The following is a 21212-nucleotide window of genomic DNA, read 5'->3' on the forward strand; positions in this document are numbered from 1 at the left end:
AAGCTATTGAAATCACAAGACGAAATGTGGCGCGCCGAAAGCGCGCGCGAACCCCGCCCGCCAAAGCAAGCGGTACGTACCACAGGCATTTGTGTGCTGCAACCAAAAGGCCCGCGTCAAAATGGCCAAAGCCCGTGATTGCGGCGGCAAAATGACCGCGTCTTCGACCTTCGTCGTAATTTTCCGCTCCCCCACCGCCATTCGAACGATGCCAGCGGGGTTCTTCGGAGTCATGGTGGGCCCAAGCGGCGACAAGCCCGGAGGCGAGCCATGGAATTCAACCTCGAGGCCACCAGCGACGAGATCTCGGCCGAGATCCTCACCGCCTACCTCGCCGGCTATGGCACGGCCGCCCTGTACGAAAATACGATCGACGTCTGGACCGCCAAGACCGGCGGGCCCGAAGCCTATGCCAAGCGCCTGTTCGAGAATCAGTGGCAGCGCAAAGCCTATGCCCAGGGCTTCGGCGACCGGCTGGGGTCGGCGGGGAAATAACCTCTCTTTCCAGGACCAGGCACCTCTCTTGTCGTCATGGCCGGGCGAAGTCCCGGCCATCCACGTCGGCAAGCTGCCTCTTGCGTCAACGGATGTGGCTCGTCCCGACGTGGATGACCGGGACAAGCCCGGTCATGACGAGTGAGAGTGATGCCGAAGTCTATGGGGTGACTCTATGGGGCGACGGCGGCGATCTTGCTGACGGAGCGGTTGCGTGCCCAGTGGGACTGGACCACGCGGTCGAAGGTGGCGGGGCGCGATTTCAGGGAACGAGTGGCCAGCCACAGCCGCTTCAGGTGCCGCTTGATGCCGTGGAGCACGTCGTCCTCGTAGGCCGTGCGGCCGTGCAGGACATGGTAGTTGTTGATGAACTGCATCTCGCCCGGGCGCAGGTCCATGTAGACGTTGTAGGCCGGGTCGTTGGCCATGGCGCTGACCGCATCGAGCGCTTCGAGCGTCAGGCCGGACAGGCGCGGGGCCTGCGCATGGCGCTGCGAGGCCTTGATATACTGCGGGATGAAGCGCACGAACAGGCGCCCGTCATGCTCGGTGAAGACCGGCCGGGTGTAGAACGGCTTGCCGCCCGGCGGCTCCTCGCCGCGGAAATCCCAGGGCAGGTCCTCGTAGAGCGCCGCCACCAGGTCGGGCCGCCGCGCCAGCAGGTCGTTGTAGATCGCCACGACATTGGCGACACACGACAGGCCGCCCGACTTGGCGGCACGCAGGCACATCAGGCCGACCAGGTCGGAGCCGTCGGTGTGGTAGTCGAGGGCGATCAGGCCCAGTTCGTTGCCCCTGGCCTCCGGGTCGGTGATCCGGCGGCCCTGGTCGGTGACGTCGCCCATCACGTGGCCATGCTTGTTCTGCGGCCAGGGATCCCCTAGGTGCATGCCGATGCCCCAATAGAGCATGGTCAGGTCGTCGTCGCCGTAGCGCGCCGTGTCCAGGGCGGCGATGCGCACGAAGCCGCGGCCGTCGATCAATTCGCGCGCGACGTCGCGCAGCTTGAGCAGCAGGCCGTCCAGCGGAAAGGCTTCGCGCCCGATCGCCAGCAGATCGTCGGAGACCGAGCGCGCCACGGCCAGGGCATGGTCCAGTTCGCGGTGATCGGCCGGGGTCAGGGTGACGGTCCAGCGGGCGGTGTCGCGCACATCGTCGGATTTCCAGTTCACGTGGGTGTCGAGCGGGCGCGGGATCATGGCCGTCCCCCCTGCGGCCCGCGCACCAGGCGCCCGGGCAAGGCCTCCGTCGCCTCGCCGTCGCGGTAGGTCTCGACGCCGGAGACGATCGTATGGCGATAGCCCCGCGCCTTCTGCAGCAGGCGCTTGCCGCCCGCCGGCAGGTCGAAGGCCATCACCGGCCGCTCGACGCTCAAGCGCTCGAAATCGATCACGTTGATGTCCGCCTTCAGGCCCGGCGCCAGCACGCCCCGGTCGTGGAGGCCGACGGCCCGCGCTGTATCGGCCGTCTGCCGCCTGACCAGCCAGGGCAGGTCGAAACGCCCCTGTGCCCGGTCGCGGCCCCAATGGGTCAGCAGGTAGGTGGCGAAGCTGGCGTCCGAGATGATGCCGACATGGGCGCCGCCGTCGCCCAGGCCCATCAGCGTGTTGGGATTGGCCATCATCTCGCGGCAGGCATCGAGATTGTAGTGGGCATAGTTCACGAAAGGCGCGAACAGGAAGGCCCGCCCCTCGTCCTCCAACAGCAGGTCGTAGGCCAGTTCGGCGGCAGCAATGCCCAGCACCTGGGCCTGGGCCGCGATCGACTGGTCCGCCGCCGGCTCGTAATTGACCGGGTTACCCATGGGGAAAATGCGCTGAAAGGCGGTGAGCAGTTGCATCAGGCCCGGCAGCCGGGGCGCGGCCTTGGCCTGTTCCAGGATGCGTGCGCGAACATCAGGGTCGCGCAGGATCGCCACCCGTTCCGGAAGCGGCCTCTCCGCGATCTCGCGGTATGCCTCGAGGCCCGAGAAGCAATTGGCGCTGGCCTGTAACCCGAGGAGAACACCGATCGGCCGCGGCGCCACCTGGGCCTTCAGGGGCAACCCGTCGGCCACCGCCCGGTCGATCAAGCCCAACAGCACACGCCAGCCTTCGGGCGCGCCGTGCGCCTGGCCCAGCGACAGGGACATGGGCCGGCCCGCGGCCGCCAGGATCCGCCGGATCATGGCGAATTCGCTCATCAAGTCCGGCGTGTCGAAATCGGAGATCAGTTCCATGACCCCCCGCCCGGCGTCCTTCAGCCCCAGGGCGATGCCGGTCAATTCCGCCTCGGTCGCGCGCAGCGACGGGGTGGGATCGCCGGTGACCGTGCGGTGGTTCAGGGTGCGGGAGGTGGAAAAGCCGATGGCGCCCGCCTGCATCGCCTGCGCCGCCAGGCGGCGCATCTGGGCGATATCATCTTCTGTCGCCGCTTCCAGGGCGGCGCCCCGCTCGCCCATGACATAGACGCGCAGGGCGCCGTGGGGCAGTTGGGCGCAGATATCCATGTCGCGCGGCCGGGCCTCCAGCGCGTCGAGGTAGTCGGGGAAGGATTGCCAGTTCCACCTCAGCCCCTCATGCAAGGCAGCGCCGGGGATGTCCTCGACCCCTTCCATCAACTCGATCAGGCGCTGGTGATGTTCCGGCCGCACGGGGGCGAAACCGACACCGCAATTGCCCATGACAGCAGTGGTTACACCGTGCCAGGACGACGGCGCCATGCGGGCGTCCCAGGTCGCCTGGCCGTCGTAGTGGGTGTGGATGTCGACGAAGCCCGGCGTGACCAGCAGGCCGTCGGCGTCGATGTCCCGGCTGCCGGTGCCCGAAACCCGGCCGACCTCGACGATGCGGCCGTTGGCAACAGCGACATCGGCCCGGCGGGCCGGGCCGCCGCTGCCGTCGATGACCGTGCCGTTGCGGATCACCAAGTCGAACGCCATCGCCGCCTCCCGGTCTTATTAGTTCGTATTACCTAACTAATATCCGCCCGCGATGCCGCCGCTGTCAAGCATGGCACGACGCTACTCCAGGAACTGGCGCTCGATGCCGCGCAGCCATTCTTCCCGGTGGGCGCCCAGCGCCTTGTAGGCCCCGCTCAGGGCAGCGCGGAAGGCGGCACGCTCGGCCGCGGGGAGCAGGGCATCGGTCAGGCCGGCCATTTCCGCCTCGAAGGCTTCCAGGCGCTCGCGCCCGGCCTGGGTGATCTCGACGCGGGAGACGCGGGCATCGCTGGCATCGGCGGCGCTCTCGATCCAGCCCTTCTCGCGCAGGGTGGCCAGCATGGCCGAGACGGTGGGCTTCTTGATCGCGCCGGCCGCCGCGATGGCCCCCGCATGCTTGGGCCCGCTGTAGAGATAGAGCAGGGTGCGGTACTGGGCGACGCTCAGGTCCGACTTGCGTGCCGCCTGCTCGAACGCGCGATAGAGCGCCACGATGGCGCGAACCGACAATGTGCGATCGCTTGAACTCATGATCCCCCCGCTCACAGGAAATTGTAGGGATCGACGTCGACTTGCAAGCGTACCCGGCCGGGAATGGCCTGGGCATCCAGCCAGGGCCGCAGGACCGCCTGGACGTTCAGCCGGCGCGGCGCCCGCACCAGCAGGCGCACCCGGTAGCGCCCGCGCAGCAGGCTCAAGGGGGCGGGTGCCGGCCCCAGCACGTCGAAGCCGTCGAGATCGCGCGGGGCGGTGCGGGCCAGGGCGCGGCCGATGGTCATCACCTCGCCCTGGTCGGGGCCGGAGACGATCAGCGCCACCAGCCGGCCATAGGGCGGCATGGCATGGCGCTGGCGCGCCGCCTGCTCGACGCCCAGGAAGCCGTCGCGGTCGCCCCGGGCGATCGCCCGGATGACGTCGGCGCCGGGATCATAGGTCTGCAGCAGGGCATGGCCCGGCCGCTCGGCCCGGCCCGCGCGGCCCACCACCTGGGTGACGAGCTGGAAGGTGCGTTCGGCGGCGCGCAGGTCGCCGCCGTCCAGGCCTAAGTCCGCGTCGACCACGCCGACCAGGGTGAGATGCGGGAAATGATGGCCCTTGGCCACCACCTGGGTGCCGATCACCACATCCACCTCGCGCGTGGCGATGGCCTCGAAGGCCGCCTCCAGCGCCGCCGGCCCGCCCAGCGTGTCGGAGGCCAGCACCAGGCGCCGCGCCTGGGGATCAGCGAGGCGACCTCCTCGTCGATCCGCTCCACGCCGGGGCCGCAGGCGGCGAGGCTGTCGGCGGCACCGCATTCGGGGCAGGTCTCGGGCGTCGGCGTGGCATAGCCGCAGTGGTGGCACGACAGGCGCCGCTGGTGGCGATGCTCGACCAGCCAGGTCGAGCAATTGGGGCATTCGATGCGGTGGCCGCAGTGCCGGCACAGGGTCAGCGGGGCATAGCCGCGCCGATTGAGGAACAGCAGGGTCTGCTCGCCCCGTGCCATGGTCTCGGCGATCGCCCGGCCCAGCACCGGCGACAGGAACGCCCCCTTGGACGGCGGATGGATGCGCATGTCGATGCAGTCGATCCGCGGCATCAGGGCGCCGCCGTGGCGTTCCGGCAGCACCAGGCGGCGATAGCGCCCGGCCTCGACATTGACGATGGTCTCCAGGCTGGGCGTGGCGCTGGCCAGGATCACCGGGCAGGCCTCGATGGTCGCCCGCACCACGGCCATGTCGCGGGCGTGATAGGCAACGCCGTCATCCTGCTTGAAGCCCTGGTCGTGTTCCTCGTCGACCACGATCAGGCCCAGGTCCGTGAACGGCAGGAACAGGGCCGAGCGGGCGCCGATCACCAGCGGCACCTGGCCGTCGGCGATGCCCTTCCACACCCGCCTGCGATCGCGCGACTGCAGCCCCGAATGCCAGACCGCCGGGGCCACGCCGAAGCGGGCGGCGAAGCGCTCGAACAGGCCGGCGGTCAAGGCGATTTCCGGCAGCATCACCAGGGCCTGGCGCCCGGCCCGCAGCGCCGCCGCGATGGCTTCCGAATAGACCTCCGTCTTGCCCGAGCCGGTGACCCCGTCCAGCAGGAAGGCGGCATAGTCGTGCGCGGCGACCGCCCGGCGCAGCTCGTCCGCGGCGGCGGCCTGGGCCGGCGACAGGGCCGGTTCGGCAAAATCGGGATCGGGCCGGGCCAGGGCCGGATCGCTGTCGATCAGCGCAGGGGACAGGGCGCCGGCATCGATCAGGCCGCGCAGCACGCCCGACGAGACCCCCGCCTGGCGCTGGATCTCGACCGAGGTCATGACCCCGCCCGGGCGCAGCAGCTCGATCACCCGGCGGCGGGCCTCGGTCAGCCGCTCGGGCAGGTGGTCGGTCAGGCGATAGCCGGTGACCTGGCGCGGCCCGTCACTGTTGGCGGCATTGATGAAGTGGCGCAGCACCATGCCCGGCGGGTTCATGGTGTAGCCGGCCATCCAGTCGAGGAAGCGGCGCAGCTTCTCGCGCATCGGCACGATGTCGTGGGCGGCGGCGACGGGGCGCAGGCGGGCCGCGGCGATCACCCCCTCGCCCGCCCCGTCCCAGACCACGCCGGTGATCAGCCGCGGCCCCAGCGGCACGTCGACGAAAGTTCCCGGTGCCAACACCTCGCCATCGGGCGCCGCATAATCGAGCGGCCCGGCGAAGGGCAAAGGTACCAGAACGGGAAGGCGGGCCGTCATCTTCACCTAGAGCGCCAACTGGCTTCGACTGGGGCCATCGGCTATGCTGGCCCGGTGAGGGCGGGGGCGCTCGATGGCGATTTGATTCGCAGCGCCGGCCCGCTTTGCCCTGATAGATACTCCAGCGGAAACCGGATTCATGAAGTTCTTTATCGACACCGCCGACGTGCGCGAAATCAAGGATCTTGCCGCCACCGGCATGGTCGACGGCGTCACCACCAACCCCAGCCTGATCGCCAAGTCCGGCCGCAACATCCTGGAAGTCATCGCCGAGATCTGCGGCGTGGTCGACGGGCCGGTGTCTGCCGAAGTGACCGCCACCCAGTACGAGGACATGCTGGTCGAGGGCCGCAAGCTCGCCAAGATCGCCGACAATGTCGCGGTGAAGGTGCCCCTGACCTGGGCGGGGCTGAAGACCTGCAAGACCCTGTCGGACGATGGCATCATGGTGAACGTAACTCTGTGCTTCTCGTCCGCGCAGGCGCTGCTGGCGGCCAAGGCCGGCGCCACCTTCATCTCGCCCTTCGTCGGCCGGCTGGACGATATCGCGACCGACGGCATGGAGCTGATCGCCGAGATCCGCCAGATCTACGACAACTACGAAGCGCTTACGACCGAGATCCTGGTCGCCAGCGTGCGCCATCCCCGCCATGTCGTCGATGCCGCCAAGCTGGGCGCCGATGTCGCCACCCTGCCGCCTGCCGTGCTGCGCGCCCTGGCCAGCCACCCGCTGACCGATCGCGGCCTGGAAGCCTTCCTCGCCGACTGGGCCAAGACCGGCCAGTCGATCCTCTGAGCCCCGGACCAGCACCCATGACCCCTGAGAGCCCGGAAGTCGCCGAAGCCGCCCCGCCCGAGGCCGCCGCGCCCAACCGGCGGCGGCTGACCGCGGGCGAGGTGCGGGAATACCTGCTGGCCCATCCGGGCTTCCTGGCCAAGAACCCGGAAGTGCTGGAGCATCAGGCCCTGCCCGCGCGCGCCGATGCCGATGGCCACCGGGTGGTCGATTTCCAGCGCGCCCTGGTCGACCGGCTGCGCAACGACAATGCCAAGCTGCGCAGCTTCCAGTCGGAAGTGCTGACCGCCGCCCGTGCCAATGTCTCGGCCCAAGGCCTGGTGCACGAGGCGATTCTGCTGCTGCTCGAGGCTGAATCCTTCGAGCATCTGATCCATGCCATCACCCTGGACCTCGCCCCCATGCTGGGGATCGATGTCGTTACCTTGAGCGTAGAGACGCTGGAGGCGGCACCCGAGCGGCCGTCGCTGCAGAATTTCTATCTGGTGCCGCCGGGCACGGTCGACGGCCTGATCGATCCGGGCCGGCTGGTCCGCCTGATCTCGGAGCCGCCCGAAGACACGCTGATCTTCGGCCCGGCAACGCCGCTGGTGCAGAGCCAGGCACTGGCCCGCCTCGACATCGGCGGGGAATCGCCCCTGGGGCTGCTGGCCCTGGGCAGCCGCGAAGCGACCAAGTACGAGCCGGGCCAGGGCAGCGAACTGCTGGGCTTCCTGGCCGGCACCATCGAACGCCTGATCCGGCTGTGGCTGCGGCCGACCGATTGACCCCGCCCGCGGGGGCCGCCGCGCCGGCCCTGCTGCCGGCCGCCCCCGACCTTGCCGCCGCCATGGGTGACTGGCTGCGTTACCTCACGACCGAGCGCCGCGGTTCGGCCCACACGATCGAGGCCTATGGCCGCGACCTGCGCCAGTTTCTCGCCTTCCTGGCCGAGCATCTGGGCGCCCTGCCCGACCTTGCGGCGCTCGCCCAACTGGGCCCGCGCGATTTCCGCGCCTATCAGGCCCGCCGCCGCACCGGGGGCCAGGGGGCCTCGTCGGCCGCCCGCGGCCTCTCCTCCCTGCGCGGTTTCTTCCGCTACCTCGACCGCAAGGGCCTGGTCCACAACGCCACGGCCCTGGCCACCCGCGCACCCAAGCGGCCCCACGGCGTGCCCCGGCCGCTCACCCAGGCGGCGGCGCTGAACACCATCGAGGAGGCCGGCGCCCTGGCCGACGAGGCCTGGATCGCCGCCCGCGACGAGGCGGTCCTCACCCTGCTCTACGGCTGCGGCCTGCGCATCGCCGAGGCCCTGTCCCTGCGCCGCGCGGCAGCGCCGTTGCGCGACATGCTGCGCATCGTCGGCAAGGGCAACAAGGAGCGGGTCGTGCCGGTGCTGCCCCAGGTGGCGGCGCGCATCGAGGCCTATCTGCGCTTGTGCCCGCATGCCCTGCCCAAGGACGGGCCGCTGTTCATCGGCGAGAAGGGCGGGCCGCTGTCGCCCCGTGTGGTCCAGCGTAACCTGGAGCGTCTGCGCGGCGCCCTGGGCCTGCCCGACGATGCCACCCCCCACGCCCTGCGCCATTCCTTCGCCACCCACCTGCTGGGCGCCGGCGGCGACCTGCGCACCATCCAGGAACTCCTGGGCCACGCCAGCCTGACGACTACACAGCGCTACACCGAGGTGGATACGGCCCGGCTGCTGGCGGCCTATGAGGATGCGCATCCCAGGGCACGGCGGGGGGAGTGACCAGCCTTATCGATCATCGTCACTGGGCTGATGTGAAATGCAAATGTACCGGAGTCCCCTCAGTCTTGGCGTTCATCGAAGAGTGATCGGACCTGGGGGCCTGCCGACCACCGGCGGGACAGCCACCCCAGAAGTTCGGCATAGGCATAGCCAATGAAGATCGTCCCGGGCAGGGCCAGAAGTGCAGTCTTGAACAAGGATATGACTGTACCCACGACAAGCCCAGCGAGTAGGTGGCCGCCCACCTGTGAGGGTTCGGCGAGAATCAGGACAGCAGTGGCTCCCAGGTTGGCAGCCAAGCCCGCGATAGTGCCGATGATGCAGCCGCGCAGACCCGAGGGATGTGGGCCGCTGCCCACGAACCAAATCACGGCCACGGTGATGGCAACGCCTGCCAGTACGAGCCTCCGAAAATCTTTGTCGAGAATGAACAGATCGGGCATCAGGACCGTATGTGCCAAAGCATACAAGCCCACACCGGCCAAGCCGAAACCGATGCTTTGAAGGATGCGCGCCCCGGCTTTTACAACGTGTCTCATAAACCGAAACTCCTGAGCCACGGCGGCATCTCAAGGACGCAACGTTGCCCACACGTGGATGTCGCGCGCCATTTGGCAACCTAAAAGGATACTCAGCCCTATGCACACTGGGAGAGGTAACTCCCCACCGTCATCCCGGACTTGATCCGGGATCCATCGTCGTGGTGAACGAGATCCCCCCTGTACCGCCATGGCTCCCAGCTTTCGCTGGGATGACGACTTTCAAACCGGGGTTCTCCAAATACGAGTTAGGGCTGCGAACAAGACTGCGCCGATGCCTCCCAAAGGGGCAAAGCCCAATCCCACTGTTAGAGCGAACAAAACTGCGAGAAGCCCATACTTCAAGTCAGAAAGATCTAGCCGCGTTGGCGTTGGTGCCGACGCAAAAATTAGAATACCGAAGAGAAAGACTACAGGCGCGAAAAACACCGACCACATGCCCACAACGAACGCATCGGGCCACCATACCCGACCGGATCGCGGCATTCGACATTGCCAGCAGAACATCGACGCCAAGGCGACACTGACGCTTGGCCAAGTCGCATAGCTTGGCATTGCCGTCGCGCCGGACGCCGACCAGATGGAGCTTCCCTTGCCAAACAGATGAAGCGAGTCCAGGAAAATCAGTGCAAGCAGGAACGCCCAAAGGCCGAAGCCTATGCTTTCGACAATATGCACGATCCGCGTCATGGCCTGAGCGTGGCGCTCAATCCGCGCCAATTTCAACCAAAGGCTGCGGCGGCGGATCGCCGCGCGCGGCTCAGCGCCGGCGCTTCACCCATTCACGCACGAGCAGGCCCAGCAGCAGGGCGTAGAACAGCCCGGTCAGGGCGGCGACCGGCAGGGAGACCGGGCCGGTCTTCACCAGGCCCACGGTGGCGATGACGGCGATGCCGGCAGGGTCGAGGGTGCTTTCGCCCGAGGCCGGGTTCGCCAGCGAAATGGCGATCGCGGCCGTCAGGTTGGCGACCAGGCCGGCAACCAGACCCAGGGCGACGCCGCGCAGCGGCGATGGCGCGCCCTGGGCCGGGCTGCCGATCAGCCAGACGATGAAACCCGCGGCGAAGGTCCCCACCAGGGCGGCCTCGCCCGCTTCCTGCATCACCATGCCGAAATCGGGCAGGGCAGCCATCGCCAGAGCCAGCAGCCCGGTCACGATGGCGGCAAAGCCCAGCGCAGCAGCGACACGCAGCATGGCCTAGCCCTTCGCCTTGGGGCGCCAGCGGTCGGCCAGACGGCGGGCGAACAGGCCGGCGACGATGCCGACCGGCCAGGCGCCGACGAAGGCATAGGCGAGGTCGTTGATGAAATGGTCGATCGCCGCGACCCAGCCGGCCCCGTCGGCCAGGGTCGCCACCACGGCATAGGCCGCCCAGGCGGCAAAGGCGGTGGCGAGCGCGGTCACGATCACCGTGCCATTGTCGAGCGGGCCGCGGCGCGGCGCGATGGAAAACCACAGCGCGGCCGCGATGACCGCGCCCAGGGCAAAATAGGGCAAGGCCGCCAGCGGCCGTTCGATCAGGAAGGCGGCAAGGCCGAACAGCAGGCCGAAGGCGGCGGATTCGGCGACCCGCAGGCGGGTGGCGATCCTGCTGCGCGGCCCCAGCACCGGCCCCCGCTTGGGCGGCCGGCGGAAGGGAATGACGACGCCGCCGGGCGGCGGCGGCTCGGCGCCGCCATGGTCGTGACCGTTGGGGCGCCAATCCGTCATCGGTTACATCTGTCTGATACGGCCGTCGACGCCCAGGGCCGCCTCGCGCACCGCTTCCATCTCGGTCGGGTGGGCGTGGGGGGTGCGGGCCAGGTCCTCGGCAGCGCCGCCGAATTCGATCGCGGTGGCGATCTCGGCGATCATGTTGCCGGCATCGGCACCGATGATGTGGGCGCCCAGGATGCGGTCGGTGGTGGCATCGGCGATGATCTTGACGAAGCCTTCGGTCTGGGCATTCGCCTTGGCCCGGGCATTGGCCGTGAAGGGGAACTTGCCGGTCTTGTAGGCGATGCCCGCGGCCGTCAGTTCCTCTTCCGTGCGGCCGACGTTGGCCACTTCCGGCATGGTGTAGATGACGCCGGGAATGGCGTCGTAGTTCACATGGCCATGCTGGCCCGCCATGATCTCGACCGCGGCGACGCCCTCTTCCTCGGCCTTGTGGGCCAGCATCAGGCCACCGATGACGTCACCCACGGCATAGATGTGGGGGACATTGGTGCGGTAGTGGCTGTCCACGGTGATGAAGCCGCGCGGGCCGGCTTCCACCCCGGCCGCGGCCAGGTTCAGGCCGTCGGTATAGGCGCGCCGCCCGACCGAGACCAGGACCACGTCGGCCTCGAGGCTCTTGGCCTCGCCGCCCGCGACCGGCTCGAAGGTCACCGTGGCGCCCTTCTTGGTGGGGGTGACACCGGTCACCTTGGTCGAGAGCAGGAACTCGAAGCCCTGCTTGGCCAGCAGGCGCTGGAAATTCTTGGAGACTTCGCCGTCCATATTGGGGGTGATGCGGTCGAGGAATTCGATCACGGTCACCTTGGAACCCAGGCGGCTCCACACCGAGCCCAGTTCCAGGCCGATGACGCCGCCGCCGATGACGATCAGGCTCTTGGGCACCTTGGGGAGAGCGATGGCCCCGGTGGAGGAGACCACGGTCTTCTCGTCGATCTTGATGCCCGGCAGGGTCGAGACGTCGGAACCGGTGGCGATCAGGGTGCGCGCCGCCTTGATGGTACGGGTGCCGCCGGCGTTCAGCGAGACCTCGATGGTCTCGGGCCCGGTGAAGCGGCCGGTGCCCACGATATAGGTCACCTTGTTCTTCTTCATCAGGAACTCGACGCCCTTGGTCAGTTCCCCGACGACCTTGGACTTGTGCGCCATCATGGCATCGAGGTCGAGTTCGACGCCCGAGACCTTGACGCCGAACTTGCCCAAGCCGTGCTGGGCTTCCTCGTAGAGTTCCGAAGCGTGCAGCAGGGCCTTGGACGGAATGCAGCCGACGTTCAGGCAGGTCCCGCCCAGGGTGCCGCGCTTCTCGATGATGGCCGTCTTGAACCCCAGTTGCCCGGCGCGAACGGCCGAGGTGTAACCCCCCGGGCCACCGCCGATGATGACCAGGTCGAAGGCATCGTCGCCCGAAACCGCGGCCACGGCCGGGGCTGCCGCGGGGGCTGGTGCCGGCTGGGGCAGCGGGGCGGCGACGACCGGCGCAGGCGCTACCGGCACGGGCGCCGCGGACGGGGCGCTGACCGCGGCCGTGCCGCTCTCGTCGATGGCGCCAATGACCTGGCCGATGGTGACGGTGTCGCCTGCCTTGGCGTCGATCCGGGCCAGCACGCCGGCGGCCGGCGCATTCACCTCGACCGCGACCTTGTCGGTTTCAAGCGAGACCAGAACCTCGTCCTTCTTCACCGCTTCGCCGACCTTCTTCGACCATTGGCCGATGGTGGCCTCGGTGATCGATTCGCCCAGTGCGGGGACTTTCAGTTCGATGGTCATATCGTCTCGCCTTCCGGCCTCAGGCCAGCCTCTATCAGAGCGTCATTCCAGCGAAAGCTGGAATCCATGTCGACAAGGGCGCGCTGGCCCAGGATGGATTCCAGCTTTCGCTGGAATGACGACAAACAATTACACGCCGAACAGCAGGCGCTGCGGGTCTTCGATCGCTTCCTTGACGCGGACCAGGAAGGTGACCGCCTCGCGGCCGTCGACGATGCGGTGATCGTAGGACAGGGCCAGATACATCATCGGGCGGATGACTACCTGCTTGTTGATCACCATCGGCCGGTCCTGGATCTTGTGCATGCCCAGGATGCCGGATTGGGGCGGGTTGATGATCGGGGTCGACATCAGCGAACCGAAGACACCGCCGTTGGAGATGGTGAAGGTGCCGCCCTGCAGATCCTCGATCGCCAGCTTGCCGTCGCGGGCCTTCGTCCCCAGGCGCGCGATCTCCTTCTCGACGTCCTGGAAACCCAGGGCGTCGCAATCGCGCACCACCGGCACGACCAGGCCCTGCGGCGAGGAAACCGCGACCGAGATGTCGTAGTAGTTCTTGTAGATGATGTCGTCGCCGTCGATCTCGGCATTGACCGCCGGGATCTCTTTCAGCGCCTGGACGCAGGCCTTCACGAAGAAGGACATGAAGCCCATCTTCACGCCGTGCTTCTTCTCGAACAGGTCCTTGTAGAGGGTGCGCGCTTCCATCAGCGCGGTCATGTCGACCTCGTTGAAGGTGGTCAGCATGGCGGCGGTGTTCTGCGCCGACTTCAGCCGTTCGGCGATGCGCTTGCGCAGGCGGGTCATCTTCACCCGTTCCTCGCGCGCGGCATTGGCGCGCGGGCCCGACGGGGCGGCCGGGCCGGGGCCGGGGCCGGCGCCGCCTGGGCGGCCAGCACGTCCCCTTGGTGATGCGGCCGTCGGGGCCGGTGGCCGGGATCGCGGCCGGGTTCAGGCCGGATTCGGAAATCAGCTTGCGCGCGGCGGGGCCGGGCTGGGCAGCGGTGGCGGCGACGGGCGCCGGTGCAGGCTGCGGGGCCGGGGCAGCGACCGGCGCGGGTGCCGGGGTCGGCGCGGGCGCGGCCGGCTTGGGCGCGGCCGGGGCGGCGGCGGTCGCCGTCTCGTCGAGCGCGCCCAGGATCTGGCCGATGGTCACCGTGTCGCCGGGCTTGGCGTCGATCCGGGTCAGCACGCCGGCGCTCGGCGCGTTCACCTCGACCGCCACCTTGTCGGTCTCGAGCTCCACCAGGGGCTCGTCGCGCTTCACCGCGTCACCGACATTACGGAACCACTTGCCGATGGTCGCCTCCGTGACGGACTCGCCGAGCGTCGGGACCTTCAGTTCGATTGTCATTTTCTAGCCTCTTCGGCGTGACTGATTACTGATGTTCGGGATTGGATCAAAGGGTAAGGGCGGTGCCGACCAGCTTCGCCTGCTCTTCGACGTGCTTGCGCAGGGAGCCGGTCGCGGGCGAGGCCGAACCGGCGCGGCCGGCATAGGTGGCGCGGCCGGGCTTGCTGCGCGCCTTGCCAATCACCCACTCCAGCCATTGCTCGACGAAGAACCAGGCGCCCATGTTGCGCGGCTCTTCCTGGCACCAGACCAGGTCGGCCTTGGGGAAGCGCTGCATCAGGTTGACCAGGGTCTTGGCCGGGAAGGGATAGAGCTGCTCGACACGAGCGATGTAGATGTTGGACAGGCCGCGCTTCTCGCGCTCGGCCAGCAGGTCGTAGTAGACCTTGCCCGAACACATCACCACACGCTCGATCTTGGCGTCGGCGACCAGGCGGAAATCGCCGACGATCTTGGGGAACTCGCCCTTCTCGTCGAAATCGTCGTCGAGGACGCGGTGGAACGAGGTATCGGGGCCCATCTCGGCCAGGCTGGAGACCGCCTTGGGATGACGCAGCAGCGACTTGGGCGTCATCAGGATCAGCGGCTTGCGGAACTTGCGATGGATCTGCCGGCGCAGGATGTGGAAGTAGTTGGCCGGCGTGGTGCAGTTCGCGACCTGGATATTGTCCTCGGCGCAGAGCTGGAGATAGCGCTCCAGCCGGGCCGACGAGTGTTCCGGCCCCTGCCCCTCGTAGCCGTGCGGCAGCAGGCAGACCAGGCCCGACATGCGCAGCCACTTGGATTCGCCCGAGGTGATGAACTGGTCGAACACGACCTGGGCACCGTTGGCGAAGTCGCCGAACTGCGCCTCCCACAGCACCAGGGCGTTGGGCTCGGCCATCGAGTAGCCGTACTCGAAACCCAGCACCGCGGCTTCCGACAGCATCGAGTCGTGGACTTCGAAGGCCGACGCCTCCTCGCCCAAGTTCTGCAACGGCAGGTAGCGGCCTTCGCTCGCCTGGTCGATCCAGACCGAATGGCGCTGCGAGAAGGTGCCGCGCCCGGAATCCTGGCCCGACAGGCGGACATGGATGCCTTCGAGCAGCAGCGAGCCGAAGGCCAGCGCCTCGGCCGTCGCCCAGTCGAAGCCCTCGCCCGTCTCGAACATCTTCTTCTTGGCGTCGAGCACGCGGCGCAGGGTGCGATGCGGGGTGAACTCCGCCGGCACCGTGGTCAGAACCTTGCCGATCTCCTTCAGGGTGCGCATCGACTCGTCGGTCTCGCCGCGGCGAACGTCGCCGCGCGCCACACCCAGGCCGGCCCAGCGGCCTTCGAACCAGTCCGCCTTGTTGGGCTTGTAACCCTTGGAGGCCTCGAGGTCGGCTTCCAGCTTGGCGTAGAAGGAGTTGTTCATGCCTTCCGCTTCTTCGGCGGGCACCAAGCCTTCCTCGGCCAGGCGGCGGGCATAGAGTTCGCGCACCGACGGGTGGGCCGCGATCCGCGAATACATCAGCGGCTGGGTGAACATCGGCTCGTCGGTCTCGTTGTGACCGAAGCGGCGATAGCAGAACAGGTCGATGACCACGTCCTTGTGGAACTGCTGGCGATACTCGGTCGCCACCTTGGCGACGTGGCAGACCGCTTCGGGATCGTCGCCGTTCACATGGAAGATCGGCGCCGCCACCATCTTCGCCATATCCGACGGATAGGGCGACGAGCGCGAGAAGTGCGGGCTGGTCGTGAAACCGATCTGGTTGTTCACGATGATGTGGATGGTGCCGCCGGTGCGATAGCCGCGCAGGCCCGACAGGCCGAAGCATTCCGCGACTACGCCCTGGCCGGCAAAGGCCGCGTCGCCATGGAGCAGGATCGGCATGACCTTGGTGCGCTCGGTATCGCTCTTCTGCCACTGCTTGGCCCGCGCCTTGCCCAGCACCACCGGATCGACGATCTCGAGGTGGCTGGGGTTGGCGGCCAGCGACAGGTGGACCTTGTTGCCGTCGAATTCGCGGTCGGACGAGGTGCCCAGGTGATACTTGACGTCGCCCGAGCCCTGAACGTCGTCGGGATTGGCCGAGCCGCCCTGAAACTCGGAGAAGATCGCCACATAGGGCTTGCTCATGACATTGGCGAGCACGTTCAGGCGGCCGCGGTGGGCCATGCCCAGCAGGATCTCGTCGCAGCCGAGATGGCCGGCGCGCTTGATGATGCCTTCCATGGCCGGGATCACGGCTTCGCCGCCGTCGAGGCCGAAGCGCTTGGTGCCGGTGAATTTCTTGTTCAGGAAGTGCTCGAAGCCCTCGGCCTCGATCAGCTTGTTGAGGATCGCCTTCTTGCCTTCGACGGTGAAGGAGATTTCCTTCTCGCGGCCCTCGATGCGCTCCTGGATCCAGCGCTTCTCGTCAGGGTCGGAGATGTGCATGAACTCGACGCCGATGGTCGAGCAATAGGTCCGGCGCAGCACGACCAGGATCTCGCGAACGGTCGCGGTCTCCATCCCCAGCACGTTGTCGATGAAGATCGGGCGGTCCATGTCGGCTTCGCCGAAGCCATAGCTCGCGGGGTCGAGTTCGGGATGGCGCTTGGGCGGCTCGAGGCCCAGCGGGTCGAGGTTGGCGATCAGGTGGCCGCGGATGCGGTAGGCCCGGATCATCATCAGGGCGCGAACCGAGTCCAGCGTCGCGGTGCGGACATCGGCGGGGCTGGCCCCCGCGGCCGGGGCCGCCGCCGGCGGCGCCTTGCCGTCGCCCTTGGGCGGGGCCTTGGCCGCGGCCGGCTTCTCGTCGTCGTCCAGGCCCTTGGGGGTCAGCGGCCAGTCGGCCCGCTTCCATGAGGGGCTCGTGTGACCGTTCAAGGCCTCGCCCAGGGTGCTGAAATAGCTGGCCCAGGAGGGGTCGACCGAAGCCGGGTCTTTCTGGAAACGGGTGAAGAGATCCTCGATGAAGGCACCATTGGCGCCGTTGAGGAACGAGTTGTGATCGAGCTGAGTCGTCATGTCCGTCAAGCCGCGGCCGATTGGGCCGCTCTCTTTCCTGGCAGCAAAGCCGTTGCCTGAACCGCCGATGGCAAGCCCATCTGCCACCAGGTACTGAACCATCTAGGCCGCCGGCCCTACAGTTGGCGGTCTGCCCGCCTTAATCAACCGCGATCGGCGCTTTGTCGACTAAAGAAGCACATTCCGCGCAACGCAACGCCAACATAGCCGGAAACTGCAAGAGAGCGGTTCCCGAAAGCCGGGAGCCGCCCCCTCGAAAACCTCATGCCGGCCCGGGGGCCGGCATGTTCTCTCAAAGGCCCTTCAGCACCTGAAGCAGCGTGGTGCCCAGGGCCGCGGGCGAGTCGGCGACGGTGATGCCCGCCGATTTCAGCGCCTCGACCTTGAAGTCGGCCGTGTCGTTGCCGCCCGAGATGACCGCGCCGGCATGGCCCATGCGGCGGCCCGGGGGGCGGTACGGCCGGCGATGAAGCCGACCGTCGGCTTCTTCACCTTGGAGGCCTTCAGGAACTCGGCGCCCATCACTTCCGCGTCGCCGCCGATCTCGCCGATCATGATGATCGACTCGGTCTCGGGATCGCCCAGGAACAGGTCCAGGCTGTCGACGAAGTTGGTGCCGTTGACCGGGTCGCCGCCGATGCCGATGCAGGTCGACTGGCCCAGGCCCGCCGCCGTGGTCTGCGCCACCGCCTCATAGGTCAGGGTGCCCGAACGGGACACGATGCCGACCTTGCCGCGCTGGTGGATGTGGCCCGGCATGATGCCGATCTTGCATTCGCCGGGCGTGATCACGCCGGGACAGTTGGGCCCGATCAGCCGGCTCTTCGAGCCCTGCAGGGCGCGCTTCACCTTGACCATGTCCAGCACCGGAATGCCTTCGGTGATGCAGACGATCAGCGGAATTTCCGCGTTGATCGCCTCAAGGATCGCGTCGGCCGCGAACGGCGGCGGGACATAGATCACGCTGGCGTTGGCGCCGGTACGCTCGACCGCGTCAGCGACCGTGTCGAAGATCGGCAGGCCGAGGTGGGTGCCGCCGCCCTTGCCCGGGGTGACGCCGCCGACCATCTTGGTGCCGTAGGCGATCGCCTGTTCGGAGTGGAAGGTGCCCTGGGCGCCGGTGAAGCCCTGGCAGATGACCTTCGTGTTTTTGTCGACAAGAACGGACATCAGGCAGCTTCCTTCACGGCTTTCACGACCTTGGCGGCGGCATCGGCCAGATCGTCGCCCGAGGTGATGGGGAGACCCGACTCGGCCAGGATCTTCTTGCCGAGGTCGACATTGGTACCGGCCAGGCGCACCACCAGGGGCACGCTGAGCGAGACTTCGCGCGCGGCCGCGATCACGCCTTCGGCGATGACGTCGCAGCGCATGATGCCGCCGAAGATGTTGACCAGGATGCCTTCGACATTGGGGTCGGACAGGATGATCTTGAACGCCTCGGTCACGCGCTCGCGGGTGGCGCCGCCGCCCACGTCGAGGAAGTTCGCCGGCTCGCCGCCGTAGAGCTTGATGATGTCCATGGTCGCCATGGCCAGGCCGGCACCATTGACCATGCAGCCGATGTTGCCGTCGAGCTTCACGTAGGAGAGCTCGTGCTTGGCCGCCTCGCGCTCCATCGGATCTTCTTCGTCGGGGTCGCGCAGTTCCTGGATGTCCTTGTGACGGAACAGGGCATTGTCGTCGAAGTTCACCTTGGCATCGAGGGCGATCAGGTCGCCCGCTTCGGTGACGACCAGCGGGTTGATCTCGATCTGGCCGCTGTCGGTGTCGAGGATCGCCTTGTAGAGCTGCTGGACCAGCTTGACGCAGGCGCCGACCTGCTTGTCCTGGAGGCCCAGGGCATAGGCGATGCGCCGGCCGTGGAAGGCCTGGACGCCGGCTGCCGGGTCGACGCCGACCGAGATGATCTTCTCGGGCGTCTCGTGGGCCACCGTTTCGATGTCCATGCCGCCTTCGGTCGAGGCGATGAAGGCGATGCGGCCGCTCTTGCGGTCGAGCAGCGCGGCGAGATAGAGCTCGCGGGCGATCTTGGAGCCGTCTTCAATGTAGACGCGCTTCACTTCCTTGCCCGCCGGGCCGGTCTGGTGGGTGACCAGGATCATGCCCAGCATCTTGGCGGTGGCGGCCTTCACGTCCTCGATCGACTTGACGACCTTGACGCCGCCGGCCTTGCCGCGGCCGCCGGCATGGATCTGCGCCTTGACGACCCACACGGGGCCGGGCAGTTCCCTGGCGACTTTCTCGGCTTCATCGGGGGTATAGGCGACGCCGCCTTTAGGCACGGCGATACCGTATTTGGCCAGCAGGGCTTTGGCCTGATATTCATGGATGTTCATGGGGCATCCTGGGTTGGCTTCCGGGGAGGGCCGCTTGGCAGCGGATAGGGATGCGCGGCGCCGCCGTTATAGCACTCGTGTTGCACCGCGCAACCAGCATGGCCCTGGTGGACCTCACTTGGTTTTCTTCGGGATGGCTTTCGCCTTCTTGGCCGGGACATTGGCCAGCGAAGGTTCAAGCTTCACGGTCGCCTCGACCAGCCCGCGCACCGTCGCGGCGGATTTGGCAAAGCCCGCCTTTTCGCCGGCGTTGAGTTGGATCTCGACCACCCTCTCGACGCCGCCCGCACCGATCACCACCGGCACGCCGACGTAAAGTCCTTTGACGCCGTATTGGCCGTCCAGATAGGCGGCCACGGGCATGATCCGCTTCTTGTCCTTGAGATAGCTGTCGGCCATCTCGATCGCCGCGGCGGCCGGGGCATAGAAGGCCGAGCCGGTTTTCAGCAGGTTGACGATCTCGGCGCCGCCGTTGCGGGTGCGCTCGACGATTTCGTCGATCTTCTTCCTGGTGGTCCAGCCCATCTTGATCAGGTCGGGCACCGGAATGCCCGCCACCGTCGAATAGCGGATGAGCGGCACCATGCTGTCGCCGTGGCCGCCCAGCACGAAGGCGGTGACATCCTCGACCGAGACCTTGAATTCCTCGGCCAGGAAATAGCGGAAACGGGCCGAATCCAGCACCCCGGCCATGCCCACCACCTTGTTCGCCGGCAGGCCGGAAGCCTTCTGCAAGGCCCAGACCATGGCGTCCAGCGGGTTGGTGATGACGATGACGAAGGCGTCGGGGGCATATTTGGCGATGCCCTGGCCGGCCGCGGCCATGACCTTGGCATTGACCGCCAGCAGGTCGTCGCGGCTCATGCCCGGCTTGCGCGGCACGCCGGCCGTGACGATGACGACATCAGCGCCCTTGATGACCGCGTAATCCTTGCCCCCGGCCAGGGTGGCGTCGAAGCCCAGCACGGGCGACGCCTCGGCGATGTCGAGCGCCTTGCCCTGGGGGACGCCGTCGACGATGTCGAAGATCACGACGTCGCCCAGTTCCTTCAGCCCCGCCAGCAGCGCAAGCGTACCGCCGATCTGCCCCCCGCCGATCAAGGCGATCTTGTCACGCGCCATACCCTCAACGCCCCCGTGGATCCAAAAGCTAGCGGGGCCGTTGCTTAGCGCGATTTGCCACGATCAGCAAGGTTGGCGAAAGTCTAGGGGTTGCGCCAAAAAGTGAACGACACTTGCCATTCGTATCCAACTGGATACGATAATGCCGTGTACACGATCGAGATGACGCCGACTTTCGCCGACTGGCTGGGTGACCTTCGCGATGCCAAGGCGAAGGCCCGCATCGTCGCGAGACTTGCCGCCGCGCGCCTTGGCAACCTGGGCGATGTCGAGCCCGTGGGCGGCGGTGTTTCTGAAATGCGTGTCCCCGTCGGACCGGGCTACCGGGTCTATTTTGCCCGAACCGGAAAGACCGTTCTTCTGTTGATCTGCGGCGGCAACAAAGCCTCGCAGGATAGGGATATCAAAAAGGCCGTTGAAATGCTCGGCATTTACAGGAAAGGCCCGACCAATGCCTGACAGACCCATGGCTCTAATTCCGTTCGACCCAGCCCGATTTCTCGATAGCGAAGAAGTCATCGCGGAATATCTGACTGCCGCATTGGAAGATCCCGATCCCGATGTTTTTATCGCCGCCTTGGGCGACGTCGCCAAGGCGCGCGGCATGACGCAAATCGCCCAGGCCGCGGGCCTGGGGCGTGAAAGCCTCTACAAGGCGCTAATGCCGGGCGCCAAACCGCGTTATGAGACCATCCGCAAACTGGTCGATGCCCTGGGACTGAAACTCAGCGTTGCGTCGTGATGACCCTG

General features: G+C 67.3%; 19 protein-coding genes and 2 pseudogenes. 6 read left to right on the forward strand and 15 right to left on the reverse strand.

Annotation, left to right across the window (positions count from 1 at the left end; all coding sequences use genetic code 11):
• Positions 1-270 precede the first annotated feature (270 nt).
• Entirely contained in the window at positions 271-495 is a 225-nt protein-coding gene (locus tag D3874_RS18075) for a hypothetical protein (protein WP_119779321.1), read from the forward strand.
• Between the two features lie 173 nt (positions 496-668).
• On the opposite strand, the gene D3874_RS18080 is transcribed toward D3874_RS18075, so the two are convergent.
• From D3874_RS18080 to priA, 5 genes are all read right to left on the reverse strand, one after another.
• The gene (locus D3874_RS18080) at positions 669-1694 is read right to left on the reverse strand and encodes a TauD/TfdA family dioxygenase (protein ID WP_119779323.1); all 1026 of its coding nucleotides are present in this window, start codon (positions 1692-1694) and stop codon (positions 669-671) included.
• Positions 1691-3415: an N-acyl-D-amino-acid deacylase family protein gene (locus D3874_RS18085; protein WP_119779326.1), complete on the reverse strand. Its 1725-nt coding sequence runs from the start codon at positions 3413-3415 to the stop codon at positions 1691-1693. The genes D3874_RS18080 and D3874_RS18085 overlap by 4 nt, the downstream gene beginning before the upstream one ends.
• Before the next feature lie 81 nt (positions 3416-3496).
• Positions 3497-3946 (reverse strand): MarR family winged helix-turn-helix transcriptional regulator, encoded by a 450-nt coding sequence (locus D3874_RS18090; RefSeq protein WP_119779328.1) that lies wholly within the window; start codon positions 3944-3946, stop codon positions 3497-3499.
• An 11-nt stretch (positions 3947-3957) separates the two neighbouring features.
• The gene (locus D3874_RS31650; RefSeq protein WP_338016729.1) at positions 3958-4617 is read right to left on the reverse strand and encodes a hypothetical protein; all 660 of its coding nucleotides are present in this window, start codon (positions 4615-4617) and stop codon (positions 3958-3960) included.
• Positions 4533-6122 (reverse strand): replication restart helicase PriA, encoded by a 1590-nt coding sequence (gene priA / locus D3874_RS18095; RefSeq protein ID WP_338016730.1) that lies wholly within the window; start codon positions 6120-6122, stop codon positions 4533-4535. Before priA ends, D3874_RS31650 begins: the two co-directional genes overlap by 85 nt.
• Positions 6123-6261: 139 nt before the next feature.
• Between priA and fsa the strand changes: the two genes are divergently transcribed.
• From fsa to D3874_RS18110, 3 genes are read left to right on the forward strand one after another with little or no spacing between them, the layout of a single operon-like run.
• Positions 6262-6918: a fructose-6-phosphate aldolase gene (fsa, locus tag D3874_RS18100; RefSeq protein ID WP_119779331.1), complete on the forward strand. Its 657-nt coding sequence runs from the start codon at positions 6262-6264 to the stop codon at positions 6916-6918.
• 17 nt (positions 6919-6935) lie between these two features.
• Entirely contained in the window at positions 6936-7685 is a 750-nt protein-coding gene (locus D3874_RS18105; protein WP_119779333.1) for a DUF484 family protein, read from the forward strand.
• The gene (locus D3874_RS18110; RefSeq protein ID WP_233560004.1) at positions 7682-8647 is read left to right on the forward strand and encodes a tyrosine recombinase XerC; all 966 of its coding nucleotides are present in this window, start codon (positions 7682-7684) and stop codon (positions 8645-8647) included. Before D3874_RS18105 ends, D3874_RS18110 begins: the two co-directional genes overlap by 4 nt.
• 59 nt (positions 8648-8706) lie before the next feature.
• On the opposite strand, the gene D3874_RS18115 is transcribed toward D3874_RS18110, so the two are convergent.
• From D3874_RS18115 to mdh, 10 genes and pseudogenes are all read right to left on the reverse strand, one after another.
• Positions 8707-9207 carry a hypothetical protein gene (locus D3874_RS18115; protein WP_119779335.1) on the reverse strand — a complete coding sequence of 167 codons (501 nt, stop codon included), beginning with the start codon at positions 9205-9207 and terminating at the stop codon, positions 8707-8709.
• Between the two features lie 201 nt (positions 9208-9408).
• A complete protein-coding gene (locus tag D3874_RS28085) occupies positions 9409-9876 on the reverse strand; it encodes a hypothetical protein (protein WP_147385713.1) in 468 nt (155 codons plus the stop codon).
• Positions 9877-9946: 70 nt separating this feature from the next.
• Complete coding sequence (locus tag D3874_RS18120) at positions 9947-10381, reverse strand: hypothetical protein (RefSeq protein ID WP_119779338.1); 435 nt, start codon at positions 10379-10381, stop codon at positions 9947-9949.
• A 3-nt stretch (positions 10382-10384) separates the two neighbouring features.
• Positions 10385-10897 (reverse strand): hypothetical protein, encoded by a 513-nt coding sequence (locus D3874_RS18125; RefSeq protein ID WP_119779341.1) that lies wholly within the window; start codon positions 10895-10897, stop codon positions 10385-10387.
• A gap of 3 nt (positions 10898-10900) precedes the next feature.
• Positions 10901-12670, reverse strand: coding sequence for a dihydrolipoyl dehydrogenase (gene lpdA, locus D3874_RS18130; protein WP_119779343.1), 1770 nt, complete (start codon positions 12668-12670; stop codon positions 10901-10903).
• Positions 12671-12799: 129 nt separating this feature from the next.
• Positions 12800-14024: pseudogene (gene odhB / locus D3874_RS32500) on the reverse strand (2-oxoglutarate dehydrogenase complex dihydrolipoyllysine-residue succinyltransferase).
• 46 nt (positions 14025-14070) lie between these two features.
• Complete coding sequence (locus D3874_RS18140) at positions 14071-17001, reverse strand: 2-oxoglutarate dehydrogenase E1 component (RefSeq protein ID WP_119779345.1); 2931 nt, start codon at positions 16999-17001, stop codon at positions 14071-14073.
• Between the two features lie 292 nt (positions 17002-17293).
• A pseudogene (gene sucD / locus D3874_RS18145) lies at positions 17294-18171 on the reverse strand (succinate--CoA ligase subunit alpha).
• Positions 18171-19340, reverse strand: coding sequence for an ADP-forming succinate--CoA ligase subunit beta (sucC, locus tag D3874_RS18150; RefSeq protein WP_119779348.1), 1170 nt, complete (start codon positions 19338-19340; stop codon positions 18171-18173). Before sucC ends, sucD begins: the two are co-directional and overlap by 1 nt.
• Before the next feature lie 114 nt (positions 19341-19454).
• Positions 19455-20462 carry a malate dehydrogenase gene (gene mdh / locus D3874_RS18155; protein WP_119779351.1) on the reverse strand — a complete coding sequence of 336 codons (1008 nt, stop codon included), beginning with the start codon at positions 20460-20462 and terminating at the stop codon, positions 19455-19457.
• 147 nt (positions 20463-20609) lie between these two features.
• Here mdh and D3874_RS18160 point away from each other — a divergent pair, with 147 nt between their 5' ends.
• The gene (locus D3874_RS18160) at positions 20610-20921 is read left to right on the forward strand and encodes a type II toxin-antitoxin system RelE/ParE family toxin (RefSeq protein WP_338016731.1); all 312 of its coding nucleotides are present in this window, start codon (positions 20610-20612) and stop codon (positions 20919-20921) included.
• Positions 20914-21204 (forward strand): addiction module antidote protein, encoded by a 291-nt coding sequence (locus D3874_RS18165; protein ID WP_233560006.1) that lies wholly within the window; start codon positions 20914-20916, stop codon positions 21202-21204. Before D3874_RS18160 ends, D3874_RS18165 begins: the two co-directional genes overlap by 8 nt.
• The last annotated feature ends 8 nt before the right edge of the window (positions 21205-21212 follow it).

It is taken from the genome of Oleomonas cavernae (assembly GCF_003590945.1).
GTDB classification, from domain to species: Bacteria; Pseudomonadota; Alphaproteobacteria; order Zavarziniales; family Zavarziniaceae; genus Zavarzinia; species Zavarzinia cavernae.